Source organism: Streptomyces sp. NPDC002513 (genome assembly GCF_053595355.1).
This window is the reverse complement of the sequence record NZ_JBSFXK010000009.1, coordinates 106,189-127,189: the sequence shown is the minus strand read 5'-3', so window position 1 is coordinate 127,189 and position 21,001 is coordinate 106,189. Positions and strand designations below refer to the sequence as shown.

Genomic DNA, 21,001 nt, shown 5'->3' with positions numbered 1-21,001 from the left:
GTCACCGCACGTCGCCGCGCACGGACGGGTCGGTGCGAACCGTTCGGCTTGACGGGGCAGAGTCACGCTGCGTAACCTCACAGTGAGTCACCAGCCTTCGTCCGGGGAGCTATATGTCCAGCGAATACGCCAAACAGCTCGGGGCCAAGCTCCGGGCCATCCGCACCCAGCAGGGCCTTTCCCTCCACGGTGTGGAGGAGAAGTCCCAGGGACGCTGGAAGGCGGTCGTGGTCGGGTCGTACGAGCGCGGAGACCGCGCCGTCACCGTGCAGCGCCTCGCCGAGCTGGCGGATTTCTACGGAGTTCCGGTTCAGGAACTGCTGCCCGGGACCACTCCGGGCGGTGCCGCGGAGCCGCCGCCGAAGCTCGTCCTGGATCTGGAGCGTCTGGCCGGCGTGCCGACCGAGAAGGCGGGTCCGCTCCAGCGGTACGCGGCGACGATCCAGTCCCAGCGCGGTGACTACAACGGCAAGGTGCTGTCGATCCGCCAGGACGACCTGCGCACCCTCGCGGTGATCTACGACCAGTCGCCCTCGGTGCTGACCGAGCAGCTGATCAGCTGGGGCGTCCTGGACGCGGACGCGCGCCGGGCCGTGGCGTCACACGAGGAGAGCTGACCCCCTTCCAGCCTCAGCAGAAACGTGCCGCCGGGGTGGCCGGACCAGAACGGTCGGGCCACCCCGGCGGCCGTTCTCGCGGGCGGCGGCACGTGACCCGGCGGTCGGCGCTCACCCGTGCGGCCGGGCTCGCGCGGCCCGCACCCGGGGCTCGCCTACGCCGCAGGGCCCGCAGCACGCGTGCTGCGGGCCCTGCGGCGTAGGGAGGGCGTCGTCGTGCCCGAAGGGACGCCGGGACGCACACGGCCGGACGCTCCGCGGCGCGTCCGCGGAGCTCTCAGTCGCGGCGGCGCAGCGACGGCTTCAGTTCCTTCAGCCGGCCGAGCAGCCCGTTGACGAACGCGGGCGACTCGTCCGTGGAGAACTCCTTGGCGAGCTGCACCATCTCGTCGAGCACCACGGCGTCCGGTGTCTCATCGACCCAGATCAGCTCGTGGGCACCGAGGCGCAGGATGTTGCGGTCGACGACCGGCATCCGGTCGATGGTCCAGCCCACCGCGTACTGCGCGATCAGCTCGTCGATGCGCTTCGCGTGCTCCGCGTAGCCCTCGACCAGCTGCATCGTGTACTCGCTCACCGGCGGCTGCCGGGTGTCGGTCCGCGAGAGCCGGATCCAGTCCGCGAGGACCGTGAGGACGTCGGCTCCGCGCTGGTCACCCTCGAAGAGGATCTGGAAGGCGCGCTTACGGGCCGTGTTACGAGCAGCCACGGTTAGCTGTTCACCCGGCCGAGGTAGTCGCTGGTACGGGTGTCGACCTTGATCTTCTCACCGGTGGTGATGAAGAGCGGGACCTGGATCTGGTGACCGGTCTCCAGGGTGGCGGGCTTGGTGCCACCGGTGGAGCGGTCGCCCTGGACGCCCGGCTCCGTCTCGGCGATGGTCAGCTCGACAGCGGCGGGCAGCTCGACGAAGAGCACCTCGCCCTCGTGCTGCGCGACGACGGCCGTGAAGCCCTCGATGAGGAAGTTCGCGGCGTCGCCGACGGCCTTCGGGTCGATGTGCAGCTGGTCGTACGTCTCCATGTCCATGAAGACGAAGTACTCGCCGTCCTTGTACGAGAACTGCATGTCGCGCTTGTCGACGGTGGCCGTCTCGACCTTGACACCGGCGTTGAACGTCTTGTCGACGACCTTGCCGGAGAGCACGTTCTTGAGCTTGGTGCGCACGAAGGCCGGGCCCTTGCCGGGCTTGACGTGCTGGAACTCGACGACGGACCAGAGCTGGCCGCCTTCGAGCTTGAGCACCAGGCCGTTCTTGAGGTCGTTCGTGGAAGCCACGGTTGCGGAATCTCCTGGACTGACGTACGACCCCGGGGCGCGCGCTACAGCGCGAGCAGCTCCTTGGTCGTGATGGTGAGTAGCTCGGGTCCGCCGTCCGCCTCGGGGCGCACGACGAGCGTGTCATCGATCCGGACACCGCCCCGGCCCGGGAGGTGAACCCCGGGTTCGACAGTGACCGGCACGCAAGCGTCCAGTTTACCCATGGCGGCCGGGGCCAGCTGCGGGTCCTCGTCGATTTCGAGTCCCACACCGTGCCCGGTCCCCGGCGCGAGGCCGCCGCCGTACCCCGCGGAGTCCAGAACCTGACGTGCGGCGCGGTCCACATCCCGGTAGGCGACACCGGGTGCCAGGGCCTGGCGTCCGGCGCGCTGCGCGGCGAAGACGAGATCATACAACTCGATCTGCCAGTCGGCGGGCGAGGTGCCGATGACAAAGGTACGGCCGATCTCGCAGCGGTAGCCGCGATAGGTGGCCCCGAGGCAGACGGAGAGGAAATCGCCCTCCTCCACCCGCCGGTCGGTGGGGCGGTGACCGGGACGGCCGGAGTTCGGGCCGGTGCCGACGGAGGTGCTGAACGCGGGCCCGTCGGCGCCGTGGTCGATCAGACGGCGTTCCAGTTCGAGGGCGAGGTGCCGCTCGGTGCGGCCGACGAGGATCGACTCCAGCAACTCGCTCAGCGCCTGGTCCACGATCTCCGCCCCGATGCGCAGCAGGGAGATCTCGTCCTCGTCCTTGATCAGACGAAGCTGCTCGACCGCGCCGCCGAGATCGGTCAGCCGCAGCCGGGGGGCGACCGACGTCAGGGCCCGGTGCCGGGCCACCGTGAGGTGGTGCTCCTCCACCGCCAGGGAGTCGGCGCCCTGCGCGGCCGCCAGGTCGGCCCCGGCCACGGCGGGGTCGCCGCCGGACACCGGCAGTACCTGCACCCGCACCACCTCGTCGGGCCGTCCGTCGATCAGCTCGTCGTCCGGCGGTCCGGCGCACAGCAGCACGTCCTGCCCCGCGCCGACCAGCAGGACGGCGCCCTGGGGCGCGGCGCCCGCGAGATAGCGGACATTGGCGGGGCGGGTGACCAGCGCCGCCGCACTGCCACCCGCGCTGCAGCGATCCCTCAGCCGCTCCCGGCGGGCCGCGTACACCTCTGGCATGACCCGAGCCTACGAGCGGTGGCCGGATGTCGCCGGTCCAACGGGGCCGGACGGGCGGCCGGGCAGTCAGCGGAGGCGGCCCCGGGGCTCGGGGGCCGGGCCGGGGACACCTCTCGGCGCAAGGGCCGGCTCAGGTCCCCGGGCGGCCGTCGAGCGGCCACCCCGACGCGCCACCGCCGTCGCGGGCCACATCTCCACGACGGCGGGCCGGCCCTGTCACCCCTACGGCGGCCCCGCCCCTCACCACTGCGGCGGGCTTGCGATCGAGCGGGCCAGAGCCTCGTCCAGCGCCCGGGCCGTTCCCGCCACGTCGAGCTGTGAGTTGTCGATGATCGGCAGTCCGGAGCCGTACCAGCCGGCCATGCGGCCGTGGATGCGGGCGACCTCCTCGTCGGTGAGGCGGCGGTTGCCCGTGCGCTCCGCGTTGCGCTCCAGGACTATGTCCAGGCCGGGCAGCAGGACGACCGGGAGCAGACCCGGTCCCACATGCCGTTTCCAGCCACCGAGGCCGACGACCGGACGGTCCGGGAAGACGGCGTCGTCGAGGATGCACGAAATGCCGTTGGCCAGGAAGTTGCGGGCCGCGAAGCCGCAGGTGCGGCGGGCGAGACGATACTGCGCCTCCGAGTGGTCGTTCCACCCCGACTGCGGGTCGGCGAAGCCCGAGCGCACCCATTCGCGTACATCGTCGAGGCTGATGTGGGCCGTGGGAACGCGGCGGTGGTCGGCCCAGTACTTCGCGACGCTCGTCTTGCCCGCACCCGCCGGACCGATGAGCAGCACCGCGAGCGGGGTGCCCGCGGGGTCCGGCGTGCTCGCGGCGGGGGGCGTGACCGGCAGACCGTCCGGGGCGCCGGGTGGAAGCCGGACCTGGCCCGTGGCGTCCGGCGCGGGCGCGTGGTACGGGGCGAGGTGGGGGTGCGGAGGCCCGGGCGGCACCGGGGGGCCCGGGAAGCCGGGCACGGGCGGGAGGTACGGTGCGGGACCCGGGTGGGCGCCCGGCTGTCCCGGCTGATGTGCGGCCGGTGACCAGGCGGTCGCCGGATTCTGCCCCGGCTGGTGGGGCGGCGGCAGCGGGGCTCCCACTGCGTGCTGCATCCGGTGCCACTCCGTCTCGTCGTCTCAGGCTCGGTCGCCACCCCGGCGCACCCCTCCGGCTCACTCGCGGCAGGCGACGGACCCCGGCGGCGGGGCGCGGCACCCCGCTCCCCACCGAACGGTACCCTCCCCGGCCGTCGTTGTGTGAACGGCCGGGGGCGGCCCGAAGTGCCGGTCGCCGCAGGCGAATCGAGGCAGCCGACGCCCGGCGGAACCAGTCGCCCGACGCTCGGGCCCGACAGCGCGGGCTACTGGCCCACTTCGCCGTACGCGGCGAGCAGCACCGCCGGGTCCGGGCCCTCCAGCACGGTCGGCTTGGCCAGACCGTCCAGCACGATGAAGCGGAGCAGGTCGCCGCGGGACTTCTTGTCGACCTTCATGGTCTGAAGCAGCTTGGGCCACTGGTCGTAGCGGTAGTGCAGCGGCAGCCCGACGGCCTCCAGTACCGTACGGTGGCGATCGGCCGTGGCGTCGTCCAACCGGCCTGCCAGCCGCCCGAGTTCGGCGGCGAAGTGCATGCCGACGGCGACGGCGGCGCCGTGCCGCCACTGGTACCGCTCGTTCTTCTCGATCGCGTGGCCGAGCGTGTGCCCGTAGTTGAGGATCTCCCGGAGGCCGGACTCCTTCAGGTCCGCGGAGACCACCTCGGCCTTGACCCTGATGGAGCGCTCGATCAGCTCGGCGGTGTGCGGGCCGGCCGGGGTCCGGGCGGCACCCGGGTCCTCCTCGATCAGGTCCAGGATCACCGGGTCGGCGATGAAACCGGCCTTGATGACCTCGGCGAGCCCGGAGACGTAGTCGTTGACCGGCAGGGAGTCCAGGGCGGCGAGGTCGCACAGCACACCCGCGGGCGGGTGGAAGGCACCGACCAGGTTCTTGCCCTCGGCGGTGTTGATGCCGGTCTTGCCGCCGACCGCCGCGTCCACCATGGCCAGCACGGTGGTCGGGACGGCGATCCAGCGCACTCCGCGCAGCCAGGTCGCGGCCACGAACCCGGCCAGGTCGGTGGTCGCGCCGCCGCCCACGCCGACGATGACGTCGGTGCGGGTGAAGCCGGACTGGCCGAGCGCCTTCCAGCAGTAGGCGGCGACCTCGGCGGTCTTGGCCTCCTCGGCGTTCGGGATCTGGATGGCGATCGCCTCGAAGCCCTGCCCGGCGAGGTCGGCACGCAGCGCCTCGCCCGTCTCGGTCAGCGCCTCCGGGTGGATCACGGCGACCCGCTTGGCCCGGTCACCGATCGAACCGGCCAGCTCGCCCAGGAGCTGACGGCCGACCAGGACCTCATAGGGGTCGGTGCCCGCGGTGCCGCCGATCCGGATCCGCGTCAGGGCCTCGCTCATGCTTCCTTCAACTCCACTGCGTCCAGGACGGCTTGGGTCACCTCTTCGGGGCTGCGCGCGTCGGTGGGCACGACAGCCGTGGCGACCTCTTCGTACAGATGACGGCGCGCCTCCATGAGTTCGCGCCACTGGCGGCGCGGATTGATCGCGAGCAGCGGGCGGGCCGCGTTGAGGCCGGTGCGCCGTACCGCCTCCTCGACGTCCATGGAGAGGTAGACCACGCGCTGTCCGGCGAGCAGCGCGCGGATGTCCTCGTCGAGGACCGCGCCGCCGCCCAGGGCCAGCACCCCGTCGTGTTCGCCGACCGCCCGCCGCACGGCCCGCTTCTCGAGCGCGCGGAAGACGGGCTCGCCCTCGTCCACGAAGATGTCCGCGATGCTCCGGCCCTGCTCGGCCACGATGTCGTCGTCCGTGTCGCGGTAGCCGACCCCGAGCCGCTCGGCCAGCAGCCGCCCGACGGTGGACTTTCCCACCCCCATCGGGCCGACGAGGACGACCGCGGGCGCCGCGCTCACCGGATCTCCAGGGTGTCGAGGTAGGACCGCACGTTGCGGCGGGTCTCGGGCACGCTGTCGCCGCCGAACTTCTCCGCCACCGCGTCCGCGAGGACGAGCGCGACCATCGCCTCGGCGACGATGCCGGCCGCGGGGACCGCGGAGACGTCCGAGCGCTGGTGGTGCGCCTGCGCCGGCTCGCCCGTGGACACGTCGACGGTCCGCAGCGCGCGGGGCACGGTCGCGATGGGCTTCATCGCCGCGCGCACGCGCAGCAGTTCACCGGTGGACAGACCGCCCTCGGTGCCGCCGGAGCGGCCCGTCGCCCGCTTGATGCCCTCGGGCGTCGTGATGATCTCGTCATGGGCCTGGGAGCCCGGCACCCGCGCCAGCTCGAAACCGTCGCCGACCTCGACGCCCTTGATCGCCTGGATGCCCATCAGCGCGGCGGCGAGCCGGGCGTCGAGCCGGCGGTCCCAGTGCACATGCGAGCCGAGGCCGACGGGCACCCCGTAGGCCAGGACCTCGACCACGCCCCCGAGGGTGTCGCCGTCCTTGTGTGCCTGGTCGATCTCCGCGACCATCGCCTTCGACGCGTCCGCGTCCAGGCAGCGCACGGGGTCGGCGTCCAGCCGCTCCACATCGGCCGGGGTCGGGTACACGCCGTACGGCGCCTTCACCGACGCCACTTCGACGACGTGCGAGACGATCTCGATGCCCGTGGTCTCCTTCAGGTACGACCGGGCCACCGCGCCCAGCGCCACCCGGGCCGCGGTCTCCCGGGCCGATGCGCGCTCCAGGATCGGCCGCGCCTCGTCGAATCCGTACTTCTGCATACCGGCGAGGTCGGCGTGCCCGGGCCGCGGCCGGGTCAGCGGCGCGTTGCGGGCCAGTCCCGCGAGCACCTCGGGGTCCACCGGGTCGGCCGCCATGACCTGTTCCCACTTGGGCCACTCGGTGTTGCCGACCATGATCGCCACCGGGGAGCCCAGTGTGAGGCCGTGCCGGACACCGCCCAAAAAGGTGACCTCGTCGCGCTCGAACTTCATCCGCGCACCGCGCCCATAGCCCAGTCGCCGCCGCGCCAGGTGATCCGCCACCATCTCCGTGGTGATCGGCACGCCGGCGGGAAGGCCCTCCAGCGTCGCGACAAGTGCGGGACCGTGGGACTCCCCCGCGGTCAGCCAGCGCAACCTGCTCAACGGTGCTCCTCAGTGCTCGCGCCTGGTACTGCCCTGCGCACGCGTGTCCTCGCGTACGGCGACAGCGCGACCGGGTGCGCGGCCCCGGCCCGCCACCACCGATCCTCCCACGTCCGGTGGCGTGAACCGGTCCCAGGTCCATCAGGCGGACGCCGGCGAAGGGGGCCTGCGCGCTCGGGCGCACACCGGAGTGGGGGGCGGAACGAGTCGTTCCTACCGGGCCGCCAGAGCGTGTTCCCCCGCCGTGCGTATGACGTCCACCGGGGCCGGAGAGCGGCCCGTCATCTGCTCGACCTGGAGCACCGCCTGGTGCACCAGCAGGTCGAGGCCGCTGACGACGGCACCGCCGTGCGCGGACCAGCGCGCCGCGAGGGCGGTGGGCCAGGGGTCGTACAGCACGTCGAAGAGGGTCGCGGGGCGCTCCGGGACGGCGGCGGTGAGCGCGTCCGTCGTCCCGGCCGGGGTCGTGGCGACGACCAGCGGCGCGCGCAGCGCCCGGCCGGCATGGGACCAGTCGGCTGTCCGGACGTCGACGCCGATCCGCTCGCCCCACCGGCGCATCTCGGCGGCCCGTTCCTCGCTGCGGACGTAGGCGACGATCTCGCCGGTGCAGACGCGGGCGAGGGCGGCCAGCGCGGAGGACGCGGTCGCGCCGGCGCCGAGGATCGCGGCGGAGTCGACCTGCTCGACGCCCCGCTCGCGCAGCGCGGCGACCATCCCGGGGATGTCGGTGTTGTCACCGACGCGCCGCCCGTCCTCGGTGAACACGACCGTGTTCACCGCCTCGACACAGGCCGCGGTGTCGCTGATCGAGTCGAGCAGGGGGATGACGGCCCGCTTGAGCGGCATGGTCAGCGAGAGTCCGGCCCATTCGGGTCCGAGGTCCGCGAAGAACCCCGGCAGCGCGGCCTCGTCGATCTCGAACCGGTCGTAGGACCAGTTCGTCAGTCCCAAGGCGTCGTACGCGGCGCGGTGCAGCACCGGGGAGAGGGAGTGGGCGATCGGGGAGCCGAGAACGGCGGCCCGGTGCTTGCCGGCGGTGCCCGTCATTGTCCCTTCTTCTGCTCTTCGAGGTACTTCTCGCGGTTGCGGTTCTGCTCTGCGTTGGTCTCGGCGAACAGCGTCTCGTTGTCGTTGATCGAGACGAAGTAGTACCAGTTGCCCTTGGCCGGGTTGAGCGCGGCCTTGATCGCCACTTCCCCGGGGTTGTCGATCGGGCCGGGGGGCAGGCCCTGGACCCGGTAGGTGTTGTACGGATTGTCGATCTTCCGGAGGTCGTCGACGGAACCGGTCGCGAGCTTGGACTCGCCGCGCAGGTAGTTCACCGTCGAGTCGAAGTCGAGCCGGCCGGCGGTCTCGGTGTTGCTCGGCTTGAGCCGGTTGTAGACGACCGTGGCGACCTTCTCGAAGTCGCGCTTGGACTTGCCCTCGGCCTGGACGAGGCTCGCGACCGTCAGGACCTGGAGCGGGTTGTCCAGGTTGAGGCTCTTCGCCTTGGCCTGGAGGCCGTACTCCGCGTACTTCTCCTTGGCCATGTCGACCATCTGTTTGAGGACGTCCTCGGGCTTCATGCCCTTGGCGACCGGATAGCTGGACGGGTAGAGGAACCCCTCCAGCGGGTCCTTGATGCTGCTGTTGGTGTCGGCCCAGTCGGGCAGACCGAAGCTCTTCCACTCCTTCAGGGCGAGGGCCTGGGTGGTGCCCGCCTTGAGCTGCAGACGGCCGTCGATCGCCGCGTAGATCTTCGTGTTGCGCCAGCCCTCGGCGATGATCAGGTTGTTCTTGCTGTTCGGGCTGAGCATCAACTGCACGGCAGCCGCCGCGGACATGTGCTTCTTCAGCGTGTACGTGCCCGCCTGGAGGGTCTTGCCGTTCGGGTTCTGCTCCTGCGCCGCGACGAACGCGTCGACGCTCTTGACGACACCGGCCTGCTTGAGCACCTGGCCGATGGCGTACCCGCCGGATCCCTTGGGGATGGTGACCGTGACCTGTTCGCTGGTGCCCTCGCCTGCGTAGTCGGGCGCCGCACCGAAACGGTTCTGGTAGTACTGGTACCCGAAGTAGCACACTCCGCCGAGACCGCCGCCGAGCACCAGGACGACGATCAGGCAGGCGCATCCGTTGCGGCGCTTCTTGCCCTTGCCGCCGCGCCCCCGGCGGTCGCCGCGGCCACCGCCGTCCTCGTCATCGTCGATGTCGTCGTCGGCGTCGTCGCCCGCGAAGAAGGCGTGTTCGCCCTGGTCGGGGCCCGGGTCCCAGTCGGTCTTCGGCTCCGGCTCGGCCTGCCTGCGGTGCGGCGGCTCGGGCGGCGGATAGGCGTCCGGCGTCTGGTAGTGGTCCGGCTGTTCACCGCCGTACACACCGGGCTGGGCACCGTACGGGTCTCCGGGGACCCCGGGGTCGCCGGCGTAGGGGACGTGGCCCTGGTCCTGGCCCTGCCCGCCGCCCCAGCCCTCGTTGCCGTAGCCCGGCTGCGGCTGGCCGGGATAGGGCCCCGTGTTCTGCTGCGGCCCCTGCTGGTACTGCTGCCCGTCCGGCCCGTGTTGCTGGTACTGCTGCTGCCCGCCCTGCTGCTGATACTGGTCCGGGTACTCCTGCCCGTCGTGGCCGGGGTACTGCTGGTAGCCCTGCTGTCCCTGGCCGTATGAGGCGTCCTGCGGGCCGCCGTCCCAGCCGCCGTAGTGCTGCTGTGCCTGCTCCGGGTGCTGCTGCGGTCGGCCACCGTGAGGAGCCTGGCCCGGGTGGGCCTGCTGTCCTCTCCATCCGCCGTCCCCGTACAACGGGTCCTCCGGATGCCACGGTGCGGAGCCTGGGCCCCGGCCATACTCAGTCATCGATCCCCTAGAGCCGCGAGTCGGCGGTCGCGGGCTCCGGTGGCCCGGCTTCCGTTCCGCCTCTTTGCTGTGCGATGGCTGTTCGAACACCAACGCATCGCGCGGAACGTTACCGTATCGCGATCAGATGACCACTTCGACGCCCTCGCCGGGTGCCTTGCCTGACACTCGTTCGGATTCCAGGGCCTGCTGGAGGATGATGACGGCCGCCGCCTGGTCGATCACGGACCGGCCCTTCTTGGCTTTCACGCCGGAGGCGCGCAGTCCCTGACCGGCCGTCACCGTCGTCATCCGCTCGTCCACGAGCCGCACGGGCACGGGTGCGATCGCACGGGCCAGCTCCTGCGTGAAGCCGCGGACCTTGACGGCGGCCGGGCCCTCGCCCCCCTTGAGGGAGCGAGGCAGGCCGACGACGACCTCGATCGGCTCGTACTCCTCGACGAGCTGCTTCAGCCGGCGGTGGGCCGCCGGAACGTCCCGTCCCGGGACCGTCTCCACCGGGGTGGCGAGAATCCCGTCGGGGTCGCACGAGGCGACCCCGATACGGGCGTCACCGACGTCGATCGCGAGTCGGCGTCCTCTTCTCATCTGTGCGGCCGTCCTACTTGGCGGTCTCGGCGACCAGGCGCTCGACGGCCTCGACGGCCTCGCCGACGGCGGCCGGGTTCTGGCCGCCGCCCTGGGCGACATCCGGCTTGCCGCCACCGCCGCCGCCGAGGGTCTTGGCGGCTGTACGGACCAGGTCGCCGGCCTTCAGACCGCGCTCACGGGCGGCCTCGTTGGTGGCGATGACCGTGAGCGGCTTGCCGTTGTTCACGGTGAACAGGGCGACCACGGCGGCGCGTCCGCCGCGGATCCGGCCGCGCACGTCGAGGACCAGCTTGCGCAGGTCGTCCGGGGTGGTGCCGTCCGGGACCTGCCCGGTGACGACGGCGATCCCGCGGACGTCCTTGGCGGACTCGGCGAGCCCGGCGGCGGCCTGCAGCACCTTCTCGGCGCGGAACTTCTCGATCTCCTTCTCGGCGTCCTTCAGTTTGCCGAGCATTCCGGCGACCTTCTCCGGCAGTTCCTCCGGACGGCCCTTGAGCAGCTCGGTGAGCTGGTTGACGACCGTGTGCTCGCGGGCGAGGAAGGTGTAGGCGTCGACGCCGACCAGGGCCTCGATACGGCGGACACCGGAGCCGATCGAGGACTCGCCGAGCAGCTTCACCAGACCCAGCTGGGCGGTGTTGTGCACGTGCGTGCCGCCGCACAGCTCCTTGGAGAAGTCGCCGATGGTCACGACGCGGACCCGGTCGCCGTACTTCTCGCCGAACTCGGCGATGGCGCCCTGCTTCTTGGCCTCGCCGATGCCCATGATCTCGGCGCGCACGTCGAGATCACGGGCGAGCACCTCGTTGATCTTCTGCTCGACGTCGGTCATCACGGCTGTCGGGACGGCCGACGGGGAGCCGAAGTCGAAGCGGAAGCGGCCGGGCTGGTTCTCGGAGCCGGCCTGGGCGGCCGTCGGGCCGAGGGCGTCGCGCAGGGCCTGGTGGGTGAGGTGGGTGGCCGAGTGGGCACGGGCGATGGCCTTGCGGCGGTGGGCGTCGATCGAGGTGTGGGCCTTGGCCCCGACGGTGACCTCGCCGACCTGGACGACGCCCTTGTGGACGTACACGCCCGGGACCGGCTTCTGTGTGTCACGGACCTCGATCACGGCACCGGAGTCCACCTTGATGCGGCCGGTGTCACCGATCTGGCCGCCGCCCTCGGCGTAGAACGGGGTGCGGTCGAGCACGATCTCGACCTCGTCGCCCTCCGTGGCGGCCGGGGAGGAGACGCCGTCGACGAGGATGCCGACGATCGTGGACTCGCCCTCGGTGTCCGTGTAGCCGATGAAGTCGGTCTCGCCGGCGCTGTCGGCGATCTCGCGGTAGGCGCCGAGGTCGGCGTGACCGGTCTTCTTGGCCTGGGCGTCGGCCTTGGCGCGCTCCCGCTGCTCCTTCATCAGGCGGCGGAAGCCGTCCTCGTCCACGGAGAGGCCCTGCTCGGCGGCCATCTCGAGGGTGAGGTCGATCGGGAAGCCCCAGGTGTCGTGGAGCAGGAAGGCCTTGTCGCCGGAGAGGACGGTGCCGCCGGTGGCCTTGGTCTCGGTCACGGCGGTGTCGAGGATGTTGGTGCCGGCCTTCAGCGTCTTGAGGAAGGCGGCCTCCTCGGCGAGGGCGACCTTCTCGATCCGCTCGCGCTCGGTGACCAGCTCGGGGTACTGCCGGCCCATCATCTCGATCACCATGTCGATCAGGTCCCTGACGACCAGACCGGTGGCGCCGAGCAGGCGCATGTTGCGGATGGCCCGGCGCATGATGCGGCGCAGGACGTAGCCGCGGCCCTCGTTGCCGGGGGTCACACCGTCGCCGATGAGCATGGTGGCGGTGCGCATATGGTCGGTGACCACACGCAGGGCGACGTCCGAGGCGTGGGCCTCGCCGTAGGCGACACCGGTCAGCTCGGTGGCCCTCTTGATGACGGCCATGGAGGTGTCGATCTCGTACATGTTCTGCACGCCCTGCAGAATCATGGCGAGACGCTCGAGCCCCAGGCCCGTGTCGATGTTCTTGCTCGGCAGGTCGCCGAGGATCTCGAAGTTGTCCTTGCCGATGCCCTCGCCCCGCTCGTACTGCATGAAGACGAGGTTCCAGATCTCCACGTACCGCTCGTCGTTGACGGCGGGGCCGCCCTCGACGCCGAACTCCGGACCGCGGTCGTAGTTGATCTCCGAACACGGGCCGCAGGGGCCGGGGACGCCCATGGACCAGAAGTTGTCCTTCATGCCCAGGCGCTGGATGCGCTCTGCGGGAACACCGACGACGTCGCGCCAGATCTGCTCGGCCTCGTCGTCGTCCTTGTAGACGGTGATCCACAGGCGCTCGGGGTCGAGGCCGTAACCGCCCTTGTCCTGGGAGGTGGTGAGCAGCTCCCAGGCGAACTTGATGGCGCCTTCCTTGAAGTAGTCGCCGAAGGAGAAGTTGCCGCACATCTGGAAGAACGTGCCGTGGCGCGTGGTCTTGCCGACCTCTTCGATGTCGGGCGTGCGCACGCACTTCTGCACGCTGGTGGCACGCGGGAACGGCGGCTTGACCTCACCCAGGAAGTAGGGCTTGAAGGGCACCATGCCGGCCGGGACGAGCAGCAGAGTCGGGTCGTCCGCGATGAGCGACGCCGAAGGGACGACGGTGTGACCGCGCTCCTCGAAGAAGCTCAACCAGCGGCGGCGGATTTCAGCCGACTCCATCAGTGGTCCTCATTCCGGTTGTACGAGTACGTCGTGGTCTCGACGTACTTCGAGCTGGTGCGGTTCTCGATGGCGGCGTGCCGCCGGGGTCCGGGGAGCTCGTCGACGGGTGCGGTCAGGCCGAGCGCGTCGCCGAGTTCCGCCTCCCGCTGGGCCATGCCGGCGCGGACGTCGAGCGCGAAGTCCAGCGCGCGGTCCTTGAGCCGGTGACCGGCCACGAGCGCCTTGTTCGCCGCCTGCGCGGCCAGGCTTTCGGGGGTCAGCTGCCTCAGCTTGCGGTTGACCTTGGTGGTGGCCCACACACCGGCGGCGACGCCGGTGGTGAACCAGAACGTACGGCGGACCATCGCTCGGTCAGAGCCCCTCTTCCCGGTTGTCTCCCCGCTTGTTCCGCTTCCCCCGTCGCGGAGACGGGACGGTGCGGCCCACGATCACGGTACGCCGGGGCGCCTTGGCGGGCACGTCCTCACGGCGGCCGGCGATCGCCCGGCGTACGCCGTAGCCGAACGCCGCGACCTTCACCAAAGGGCCGCCGAAGGTAGAGGCGACGGTCGTCGACAGCGCCGAGGCGTTCGACGTGACCTCCTGGACGTCCGTCGCGATCGCGTCGACCCGGTCGATCTGGGTCTGCGCGGAGCGCACCGCCACGGAGGCGTCGGACAGCAGGGGGACGGCCTGGTCGGTCACGTCCGCCACCAGCTTGGTGGTCGCCTTGAGCGTCTGGGCCAGCCTCGCCAGTGCGACGGCGAGGAAGGAGACCAGGATCGCCCAGAAGACGGCCACCAGGATCCCGGCCACCTCTCCACCGGACACCGTGTGCACCCGCTCCCTAGAACGTGCCTGAACATCGAAAAGTCGTCTCCCGAGCCTATCGCGCCGGGGCGAGCGATCCGTACTGGATTAGAGGCCGAGCGCACCGGAGTTGTGCACAGGGTGCACGCCGCCGACCCCACGGGGACCGCACGCACCGTGTCCACGCGTGTGCGCACCGCGTCAACTCCCGTTCCCCGCCGGTGCGTCCGGTCCGGACATGCGACGGCCCGCCGTCCCGGCCGCCCGGAGGGGCGGAGGACGACGGGCCGATGCGCTGGGGTGCTACGTCCGCCGGAAAAGGATCAACGGGCGTAGTACTCGACGACGAGCTGCTCGTCGCAGATCACCGGGATCTCCTTGCGGTTCGGCTCACGGTCCAGGCGGAACGCCAGGGCCTTGAGGTTCACCTGGAGGTAGCGCGGGGTCTCGCCGTCGGGGGCGAAGCCACCCTCGCGGGCGACCTGGAAGAGCGTCTTCTCACGGCTGCGCTCGCGGACCATCACGACGTCGTCGGGACGGACGCGGAACGACGGCTTGTCGACCTTCTGGCCGTTGACCTCGATGTGGCCGTGGACGACCATCTGGCGGGCCTGGTAGATCGTGCGGGCGATGCCCGAACGCAGGACCAGCGCGTCGAGACGGCGCTCCAGCTCGACGATCAGGGCCTCGCCGGTCTTGCCCTGGACCTTGGAGGCACGGTCGTAGGCGCGCACCAGCTGGCGCTCGGAGATGTCGTACTGCGCGCGCAGGCGCTGCTTCTCCAGCAGACGGACCTTGTAGTCCGAGTTCTGCTTGCGGCCGCGGCCGTGCTCACCCGGCGGGTAGGGGCGGGCCTCGAAGTACTTGACGGCCTTCGGGGTCAGCGCGATGCCGAGGGCACGCGACTTCTTGACCTTGGGGCGGGACTGGTTCGCCATGAACCACACACCTCGTGTTTCTGTACGGAATCGGCTTCACCAGGGTTAGGGGAGGTCGCATCCGCAGCCGGGGAAACCCTGCGGGCCCCTGTGGGACCTGCCGGGCAGCCGCTCCCCTGGTCTGGGCACATACGTGCAGCACGCGAGTGGCCCACCGACCTGTCCCCGGATACCGGGTGGTGGTGGGCTGCCCGCGACACCGTTCGACGGTGCGCGACGCTCCTGGATCCCCGTGCCGTACGGCGACGGGGGTCCGGCTGGATGTCCCGCTCTGGTGGTGCCGGCCCCTCATTGCTGAGGTACCGGACACGGGACGCAGCGCTTCGCGCAAGTCTACAGGGTGCGGGGGCCGCCCTCGACCCCCGTCCGGCGCGGGCGTCAGGACCGTCGTCGGCCGAGGTGCTTGCGGGTCCACTCCACCGCGTCCGCGTACCGCGCCTCCGCGCCGTGCCGGGTCGGGGTGTAGTACTCGCGGTCCTTGAGCGCGTCCGGGGCGTACTGCTGGGGGGCGATGCCCTCCGGCAGGTCGTGCGGATACACATACCCCTGGGCGTGGCCGAGCTTGGCCGCGCCCTTGTAGTGCCCGTCGCGCAGATGCGGGGGCACGGGTCCGGCGAGGCCCGCGCGGACGTCGGCCATGGCCGCGCCGATCGCCGTGGTCGCCGCGTTGGACTTGGGGGCGAGCGCGAGGGCGATGGTGGCGTGGCTGAGGGTGAGGGCGGCCTCCGGGAAGCCGATCATGGCGACGGCCTGGGCGGCGGCGACGGCGATCGGCAGCGCGTGGGGATCGGCGAGGCCGATGTCCTCGCTGGCGGAGATCATGAGACGGCGGGCGATGAAGCGGGGGTCCTCCCCCGCTTCGATCATCCGGGCCAGATAGTGCAGGGCCGCGTCCACGTCGGAGCCGCGGATCGACTTGATGAGTGCGCTCGCCACGTCGTAGTGCTGGTCGCCGTCCCGGTCGTACTTCACCGCGGCGCGGTCGACCGTCTCCTCCAGCGTCGCGAGGCCTATCTCCGTCTCTCCCTTGTCCAGGGCGGCCCCGGCGGCGGCCTCCAGGGCGGTCAGGGCGCGCCGGGCGTCGCCGCCGGCGATCCGCAGCAGATGGGACTCGGTGTCCTCGGGCAGGGTGACGGCGCCGGCGAGGCCCCGCTCGTCGGTCACGGCCCGGCGCAGCAGACCACGCACGTCGTCGTCCGTGAGCGGTTCCAGGGTGAGCAGCAGGGAGCGGGACAGCAGCGGGGAGATCACCGAGAAGTACGGGTTCTCCGTGGTCGCCGCGATGAGCGTCACCCACCGGTTCTCGACGGCCGGGAGCAGGGAGTCCTGCTGGGCCTTGCTGAAGCGGTGGATCTCGTCCAGGAAGAGGACGGTCTCCTTGCCGAAGCCGCCGCTGGCGCGGCGGGCGCCGTCGATGACCGCGCGGACCTCCTTCACGCCCGCGGTGATCGCCGACAGTTCGACGAAGCGCTTGTCGGTGGCCTTCGAGACGACGTACGCCAGGGTCGTCTTGCCGGTGCCGGGCGGGCCCCAGAGGATCACCGAGGAGGGCCCGGCGGGCCCGCCGTTGCCCTCGCCGACCAGTCTGCGCAGCGGGGATCCCGGCTTGAGCAGGTGCTGCTGGCCCACCACCTCGTCGAGGGTGCGTGGGCGCATGCGGACCGCCAGGGGGCTTGCGGCCGGGTCCTTCTCCTGGCGTTCTTCTGCGGCGGCGGTGAACAGGTCGGGTTCCACGCTGAAACCCTATGTCACGCCACTGACAACGCCGCCGGGCCCGGCGGCGGGGCCGTGCGGCCCCCGGTCAGCGCCTGCGGATCAGGCCCAGAGCTGGCTGCCCCACCGGGTCAGGATCAGCATCGCGATGATGCCGACGTGGGTGACGGGGAGCACCCAGGTGAACTCGCCGAGGAACTTCTTCACGGGGCGCGGCGCGGGCAGGAAGTCGTTGCGGATGTTGAACGAGGTCACGTACCAGAACATGGTGATCGTGGCGACCCAGGCCAGCGAGCACCACAGGCACAGCGCGTTGATCCGGTACAGCGACTGGAACTGCAGCCAGGTGCAGAAGGCCACGCCGAAGAGCGTGCCGAAGTTGAAGGTCAGCCAGTACCACCGCGGGAAGCGGACCCGGGTGAGCAGGCTCACGCCGACGCAGATGACGATGCCGTAGCAGACGAGGCCGAGCATCGGGTTGGGGAACCCGAAGGCGGCGGCCTGCTTGCTCTCCATGACGCTGCCGCACGAGACGACCGGGTTGATGCTGCAACTGGGGGTGAACGTCTTCCCGCTCACCTTGCCCTCGAGGATCTTGAACTTGTCGAGCGTGATGACCCACGCGGCGAGCAGACCGGCCGCGCCGGTGATCACGAGCAGCAGGGCGAACGCACGGCTGCCGCCCACCGTCCGGGGGACATCCGCGCCGGCCGGCTCGGTGGACCCGGTGGAGACGTCCTTGACTGTCGTCTTGCTCATCACGCCGATTCCGATGCTCGAGGGAATGGACCTGCGGACCGTGGTCATTGTGCCGCACGCGCGCGTGCGACCACCGTTCGGTGCGCGTAAGGACGTACGGACCCGTCCCGGAGCGTTCGGTTCAGGCCGCACTCGTGGCCCTGGCCCCCTCGGGCGTCGCCCGCTCGCGACGGACGGTTCCGGGGCAGGCCGGGGCGGGGTGTCGGTGCCCGGGGCGGGGAGGTGCCGGTTGTGCGCGCCTGGCGCTCGGGCACCGGCATCGTCCGATGGGACGCGTCAGGTTGCGCGGGGTTGACGCTCACGGAGCGTCACCACACCACGCCGGAGGGGGATGGCCAGATCGTGGCACTCCCCGCGCCCGTGGGCACGCCCGGTCGGGGGCGAGCCGTCGCGGCCCGCCCCCGCCGGCTCAGCCCAGCCGGGACTCCAGCTCCGCCACGATCTCGTTCACCCCGACCGCCGTCTGCTCGCCGGACTCCATGTCCTTGAGCTGGACGACGCCCTCGGCCAGATCGCGTTCGCCGGCCACGATCGTGTAGCGGGCGCCACTGCGGTTGGCGTTCTTCATCGCGCCCTTGAGGCCCTTGCCGCCGTACGCGAAGTCCGCCGCGACACCGAGCTTGCGCAGCTCGGTGATCTTGCCGAACAGGATCCGGCGGGCCTCCTCGCCCAGCGGGACCGCGAACACGCTGGTGGACGCGGGCAGTTGGAGCTCGATGCCCTCGGCCTCCAGCGCGAGCACCGTGCGGTCGACACCGAGCGCCCAGCCCACGGAGGGCAGCGCGGGGCCGCCGATCATCTCCGAGAGGCCGTCGTAGCGCCCGCCGCCGCCCACCGCGGACTGGGACCCCAGACCGTCGTGGACGAACTCGAAGGTGGTCCGCGTGTAGTAGTCCAGGCCGCGCACCAGCTTCGGGTCGTCCTCGAAGGACACGCCCGCCGCGGTGATCAGCTCGCGGACCTCCTCGTGGTAGGCCTTGCACGCGTCGCACAGGTAGTCGCGCAGCAGCGGGGCGCCCGTCAGCTGCTTCTGGACCGACTCGCGCTTGTCGTCGAGCACCCTCAGCGGGTTGATGTCGACGCGGCGGCGCGTGTCCTCGTCCAGGTCCAGGCCGCGCAGGAAGTCCTGCAGCGCGGCGCGGTAGACCGGCCGGCACACCTTGTCGCCCAGGCTGTTGAGCAGGATCCGGAAGTCGCGCAGGCCGAGCGAGCGGTAGGCCTGGTCGGCCAGGATGATCAGCTCGGCGTCCAGGGCCGGGTCCTCGGCGCCGATCGCCTCGGCGCCCACCTGCGAGAAGTGGCGGTAGCGGCCCTTCTGCGGGCGCTCGTATCGGTAGTACGAGCCCGAGTACCAGAGCTTGACCGGGAGGTTGCCCGTCTTGTGCAGGTTGGCCTCCAGGGCGGCGCGCAGCACGGAGGCCGTGCCCTCGGGGCGCAGGGCGAGCCGGTCGCCGCCCTTGGTCTCGAAGGCGTACATCTCCTTCGTCACGATGTCGGTGGACTCGCCGACGCCGCGCGCGAACAGCTCCACGTTCTCGAAGCCGGGCGTCTCGATGTAGCCGTAGCCGGAGTTGCGCAGCGGGGCCGCGATCGCCTCGCGCACCGCGAGGTACTTGGCGGAATCCGGCGGGATCAGGTCGTACGTGCCCTTGGGGGCCTTGAAGGTGGTCACGGAGGTCTCGTCACATTCCTCGTCGGGGAGCGTCCGCATCCGCGCGGTGATCTCGGCGGCCGGTGGCCACTTGTCGCAGATACGGGTTGGCGGCGCGCTCCTGGCCGATGGTCGTCTGGGGGCCGTGGCCGGACAGCACCACGGTCGAGTCGTCGAGCGGCAGGCACACGCGGGCCAGCGAGTCGAGCATCTCGGCCAGGTCACCGCCGGGCAGGTCGGTGCGTCCGATGGAGCCGGCGAACAGCAGGTCGCCCGAGAAGAGGATCGGCGGGATGTCCGCCGCCTCGGGCAGGCCGAAGGTCACCGACCCCTTGGTATGGCCGGGCGCGTGCGCGACGGACAGCTCCAGACCGGCCAGCTCCAGCTTCGCGCCGTCGGCCAGCTCCTTGACGTCGTCCGGTTCGCCCACCGTCAGCTCGCCCATCAGCGGCATCCCGATGGAACGGCCGAGCGCCTTCTCCGGGTCGCTCATCATGTACCGGTCCTCGGGGTGGATCCAGGCCGGCACGTCGTGCGCGCCGCACACCGGGACGACCGAGGCCACATGGTCGATGTGACCGTGGGTGAGGACGACCGCGACAGGCTTGAGCCGATGCTTGCGGAGCGCCTCCTCGACTCCCCCGGCGGCCTGGTGGCCCGGGTCGATGATCACGCACTCCTCACCCGCTGCGGGGGCGACCAGATAACAGTTGGTCCCCCAGGCCCCGGCGGGGAACCCGGCAATCAGCACGATCGTCCTTAGGTATGTCGTACGGAGAGTGACTGTTTCGCGGTCAGAGCCTACCGGCGCTGCCGATTCCTCAGCGAACCCATATACGGTACGGGGCACACGCACGCGGACGACACACCAGACGCAGGCGTACCGGTCGGCGTACGAGACGCATGAGGAGACAACCCCGTGGTCAGCCAGGAACAGCGGCGGCGGCAGCTCGCCCGGGAGAAGTTCTTGCGGCAGCAGCAGCGGCGTACGGAGTCACGGCGCAAGTCGCGCCTGCGCAATTCGGTGGTCGGGGCCGTCCTCGGGGTGGTGCTCGTGGGCAGCGTGGTGTCCTACACGGCCGGGGTCTTCAAGGGTGACGACAAGAAGAACACCGCCTCCGACATCACGCCCAGCGCTACGCCGTCCAGCAAGGCCCCGGACCCGTGCGCGAAGCCCGCCGCGGGCACGGTCAAGCCGCTGAGCTGGAAGAAGGAGCCGGCGATGACCATCGACGCGTCGGCGAAGTACACGATGAAGCTGGCGACCACGTGCGGCGACATCGGCATCGCGCTGAAGACGGCGGCCCCGCACACCGTGAACTCGTTCAATTTCCTCGCGGCGCAGGGCTACTTCGACCACACCAAGTGCCACCGGCTCACCACCGAGGGCATCTACGTGCTGCAGTGCGGCGACCCGAAGGGCTCCGGCACCGGCGGCCCCGGCTACACCATCCCGGACGAGAACCTCAAGGACAAGAGCCTCAAGGGGAACGTCTACCCGGCGGGCACGGTCGCCATGGCGAACACCGGGCAGAAGCACACCGGCGGCAGCCAGTTCTTCCTGGTGTACCAGGACAGTCAGTTGCCGCCCAGTTACACGCCGTTCGGGACCGTGGACGCGGCGGGCATGAAGGTCCTGAAGAAGATCGCGGCCGCCGGCGCCCAGCCCGCGGATCCCACCACGGGCAACACCGCACCGAACGCAACTGTCGTGATCAACAAGGCGACGGTGACGAAATCCTGACCGTCAACTGCGGAATTTCGGTCGCGCGGGATGCGGACAGCCGCCCCGCCGGTCGCCTATGTTGGCGGTGACGAAACTGTGGACGATGCCCGGGGGCGCTGAGGCCCTCCGCAGGC

At 70.9% G+C, this 21,001-nt stretch carries 20 protein-coding genes; 2 read left to right on the top strand and 18 right to left on the bottom strand.

The features are described from left to right. Positions 1 to 113 precede the first annotated feature (113 nt). Positions 114 to 617, top strand: coding sequence for a transcriptional regulator BldD (bldD, locus tag ACWD5Q_RS09375; protein ID WP_451426411.1), 504 nt, complete (start codon positions 114 to 116; stop codon positions 615 to 617). A gap of 277 nt (positions 618 to 894) precedes the next feature. On the opposite strand, the gene nusB is transcribed toward bldD, so the two are convergent. The 18 genes from nusB to ACWD5Q_RS09285 all read right to left on the bottom strand — a co-directional run bounded on the left by nusB (position 895) and on the right by ACWD5Q_RS09285 (position 19,892). Next, complete coding sequence (gene nusB, locus ACWD5Q_RS09370; RefSeq protein WP_451426410.1) at positions 895 to 1,326, bottom strand: transcription antitermination factor NusB; 432 nt, start codon at positions 1,324 to 1,326, stop codon at positions 895 to 897. A gap of 2 nt (positions 1,327 to 1,328) precedes the next feature. Further along, the gene (gene efp, locus ACWD5Q_RS09365; RefSeq protein WP_311696020.1) at positions 1,329 to 1,895 is read right to left on the bottom strand and encodes an elongation factor P; all 567 of its coding nucleotides are present in this window, start codon (positions 1,893 to 1,895) and stop codon (positions 1,329 to 1,331) included. Positions 1,896 to 1,939: 44 nt separating this feature from the next. Further along, the gene (locus tag ACWD5Q_RS09360) at positions 1,940 to 3,046 is read right to left on the bottom strand and encodes an aminopeptidase P family protein (protein ID WP_451426409.1); all 1,107 of its coding nucleotides are present in this window, start codon (positions 3,044 to 3,046) and stop codon (positions 1,940 to 1,942) included. 240 nt (positions 3,047 to 3,286) lie between these two features. After that, positions 3,287 to 4,144, bottom strand: coding sequence for a Pro-rich N-terminal domain-containing protein (locus ACWD5Q_RS09355; protein ID WP_451426408.1), 858 nt, complete (start codon positions 4,142 to 4,144; stop codon positions 3,287 to 3,289). 248 nt (positions 4,145 to 4,392) lie between these two features. After that, a complete protein-coding gene (aroB, locus tag ACWD5Q_RS09350) occupies positions 4,393 to 5,484 on the bottom strand; it encodes a 3-dehydroquinate synthase (RefSeq protein WP_451426407.1) in 1,092 nt (363 codons plus the stop codon). Beyond that, the gene (locus tag ACWD5Q_RS09345; protein ID WP_451426450.1) at positions 5,481 to 5,963 is read right to left on the bottom strand and encodes a shikimate kinase; all 483 of its coding nucleotides are present in this window, start codon (positions 5,961 to 5,963) and stop codon (positions 5,481 to 5,483) included. The genes aroB and ACWD5Q_RS09345 overlap by 4 nt, the downstream gene beginning before the upstream one ends. Before the next feature lie 32 nt (positions 5,964 to 5,995). Then, positions 5,996 to 7,180, bottom strand: coding sequence for a chorismate synthase (aroC, locus tag ACWD5Q_RS09340; protein WP_451426406.1), 1,185 nt, complete (start codon positions 7,178 to 7,180; stop codon positions 5,996 to 5,998). A 213-nt stretch (positions 7,181 to 7,393) separates the two neighbouring features. Further along, a complete protein-coding gene (locus ACWD5Q_RS09335) occupies positions 7,394 to 8,230 on the bottom strand; it encodes a shikimate dehydrogenase (protein ID WP_451426405.1) in 837 nt (278 codons plus the stop codon). Further along, positions 8,227 to 10,014 carry an endolytic transglycosylase MltG gene (gene mltG, locus ACWD5Q_RS09330; protein ID WP_451426404.1) on the bottom strand — a complete coding sequence of 596 codons (1,788 nt, stop codon included), beginning with the start codon at positions 10,012 to 10,014 and terminating at the stop codon, positions 8,227 to 8,229. The genes ACWD5Q_RS09335 and mltG overlap by 4 nt, the downstream gene beginning before the upstream one ends. Before the next feature lie 123 nt (positions 10,015 to 10,137). Further along, positions 10,138 to 10,602 carry a Holliday junction resolvase RuvX gene (ruvX, locus tag ACWD5Q_RS09325; RefSeq protein WP_451426403.1) on the bottom strand — a complete coding sequence of 155 codons (465 nt, stop codon included), beginning with the start codon at positions 10,600 to 10,602 and terminating at the stop codon, positions 10,138 to 10,140. A 13-nt stretch (positions 10,603 to 10,615) separates the two neighbouring features. Beyond that, entirely contained in the window at positions 10,616 to 13,288 is a 2,673-nt protein-coding gene (alaS, locus tag ACWD5Q_RS09320) for an alanine--tRNA ligase (RefSeq protein WP_451426402.1), read from the bottom strand. Next, on the bottom strand, positions 13,288 to 13,635 hold the full coding sequence (locus ACWD5Q_RS09315) for a hypothetical protein (protein ID WP_451426401.1): 348 nt from the start codon (positions 13,633 to 13,635) through the stop codon (positions 13,288 to 13,290). Before ACWD5Q_RS09315 ends, alaS begins: the two co-directional genes overlap by 1 nt. A gap of 7 nt (positions 13,636 to 13,642) precedes the next feature. After that, complete coding sequence (locus tag ACWD5Q_RS09310) at positions 13,643 to 14,110, bottom strand: DUF948 domain-containing protein (protein ID WP_451426400.1); 468 nt, start codon at positions 14,108 to 14,110, stop codon at positions 13,643 to 13,645. A gap of 293 nt (positions 14,111 to 14,403) precedes the next feature. Then, a complete protein-coding gene (gene rpsD, locus ACWD5Q_RS09305; RefSeq protein WP_451426399.1) occupies positions 14,404 to 15,018 on the bottom strand; it encodes a 30S ribosomal protein S4 in 615 nt (204 codons plus the stop codon). A gap of 378 nt (positions 15,019 to 15,396) precedes the next feature. Beyond that, the gene (locus tag ACWD5Q_RS09300) at positions 15,397 to 16,752 is read right to left on the bottom strand and encodes a replication-associated recombination protein A (protein WP_451426398.1); all 1,356 of its coding nucleotides are present in this window, start codon (positions 16,750 to 16,752) and stop codon (positions 15,397 to 15,399) included. An 81-nt stretch (positions 16,753 to 16,833) separates the two neighbouring features. Continuing rightward, positions 16,834 to 17,490: a vitamin K epoxide reductase family protein gene (locus ACWD5Q_RS09295; RefSeq protein ID WP_451426397.1), complete on the bottom strand. Its 657-nt coding sequence runs from the start codon at positions 17,488 to 17,490 to the stop codon at positions 16,834 to 16,836. A 409-nt stretch (positions 17,491 to 17,899) separates the two neighbouring features. After that, on the bottom strand, positions 17,900 to 19,162 hold the full coding sequence (gene hisS / locus ACWD5Q_RS09290) for a histidine--tRNA ligase (protein ID WP_451426449.1): 1,263 nt from the start codon (positions 19,160 to 19,162) through the stop codon (positions 17,900 to 17,902). A gap of 10 nt (positions 19,163 to 19,172) precedes the next feature. Continuing rightward, positions 19,173 to 19,892: an MBL fold metallo-hydrolase gene (locus tag ACWD5Q_RS09285; protein ID WP_451426396.1), complete on the bottom strand. Its 720-nt coding sequence runs from the start codon at positions 19,890 to 19,892 to the stop codon at positions 19,173 to 19,175. Between the two features lie 168 nt (positions 19,893 to 20,060). Here ACWD5Q_RS09285 and ACWD5Q_RS09280 point away from each other — a divergent pair, with 168 nt between their 5' ends. Then, the gene (locus ACWD5Q_RS09280; RefSeq protein WP_451426395.1) at positions 20,061 to 20,885 is read left to right on the top strand and encodes a peptidylprolyl isomerase; all 825 of its coding nucleotides are present in this window, start codon (positions 20,061 to 20,063) and stop codon (positions 20,883 to 20,885) included. Positions 20,886 to 21,001 lie beyond the last annotated feature (116 nt).

Bases quoted from the DNA above. Each gene is read 5' to 3' on its own strand.
- bldD (WP_451426411.1), top strand. From the start codon at position 114: ATGTCCAGCGAATACGCCAAACAGCTCGGGGCCAAGCTCCGGGCCATC.
- ACWD5Q_RS09360 (WP_451426409.1), bottom strand. From the start codon at position 3,046: ATGCCAGAGGTGTACGCGGCCCGCCGGGAGCGGCTGAGGGATCGCTGC.
- ACWD5Q_RS09355 (WP_451426408.1), bottom strand. From the start codon at position 4,144: ATGCAGCACGCAGTGGGAGCCCCGCTGCCGCCGCCCCACCAGCCGGGG.
- aroB (WP_451426407.1), bottom strand. From the start codon at position 5,484: ATGAGCGAGGCCCTGACGCGGATCCGGATCGGCGGCACCGCGGGCACC.
- ACWD5Q_RS09345 (WP_451426450.1), bottom strand. From the start codon at position 5,963: ATGGGGGTGGGAAAGTCCACCGTCGGGCGGCTGCTGGCCGAGCGGCTC.
- ACWD5Q_RS09335 (WP_451426405.1), bottom strand. From the start codon at position 8,230: ATGACGGGCACCGCCGGCAAGCACCGGGCCGCCGTTCTCGGCTCCCCG.
- mltG (WP_451426404.1), bottom strand. From the start codon at position 10,014: ATGACTGAGTATGGCCGGGGCCCAGGCTCCGCACCGTGGCATCCGGAG.
- ruvX (WP_451426403.1), bottom strand. From the start codon at position 10,602: ATGAGAAGAGGACGCCGACTCGCGATCGACGTCGGTGACGCCCGTATC.
- alaS (WP_451426402.1), bottom strand. From the start codon at position 13,288: ATGGAGTCGGCTGAAATCCGCCGCCGCTGGTTGAGCTTCTTCGAGGAG.
- ACWD5Q_RS09315 (WP_451426401.1), bottom strand. From the start codon at position 13,635: ATGGTCCGCCGTACGTTCTGGTTCACCACCGGCGTCGCCGCCGGTGTG.
- rpsD (WP_451426399.1), bottom strand. From the start codon at position 15,018: ATGGCGAACCAGTCCCGCCCCAAGGTCAAGAAGTCGCGTGCCCTCGGC.
- ACWD5Q_RS09295 (WP_451426397.1), bottom strand. From the start codon at position 17,490: ATGAGCAAGACGACAGTCAAGGACGTCTCCACCGGGTCCACCGAGCCG.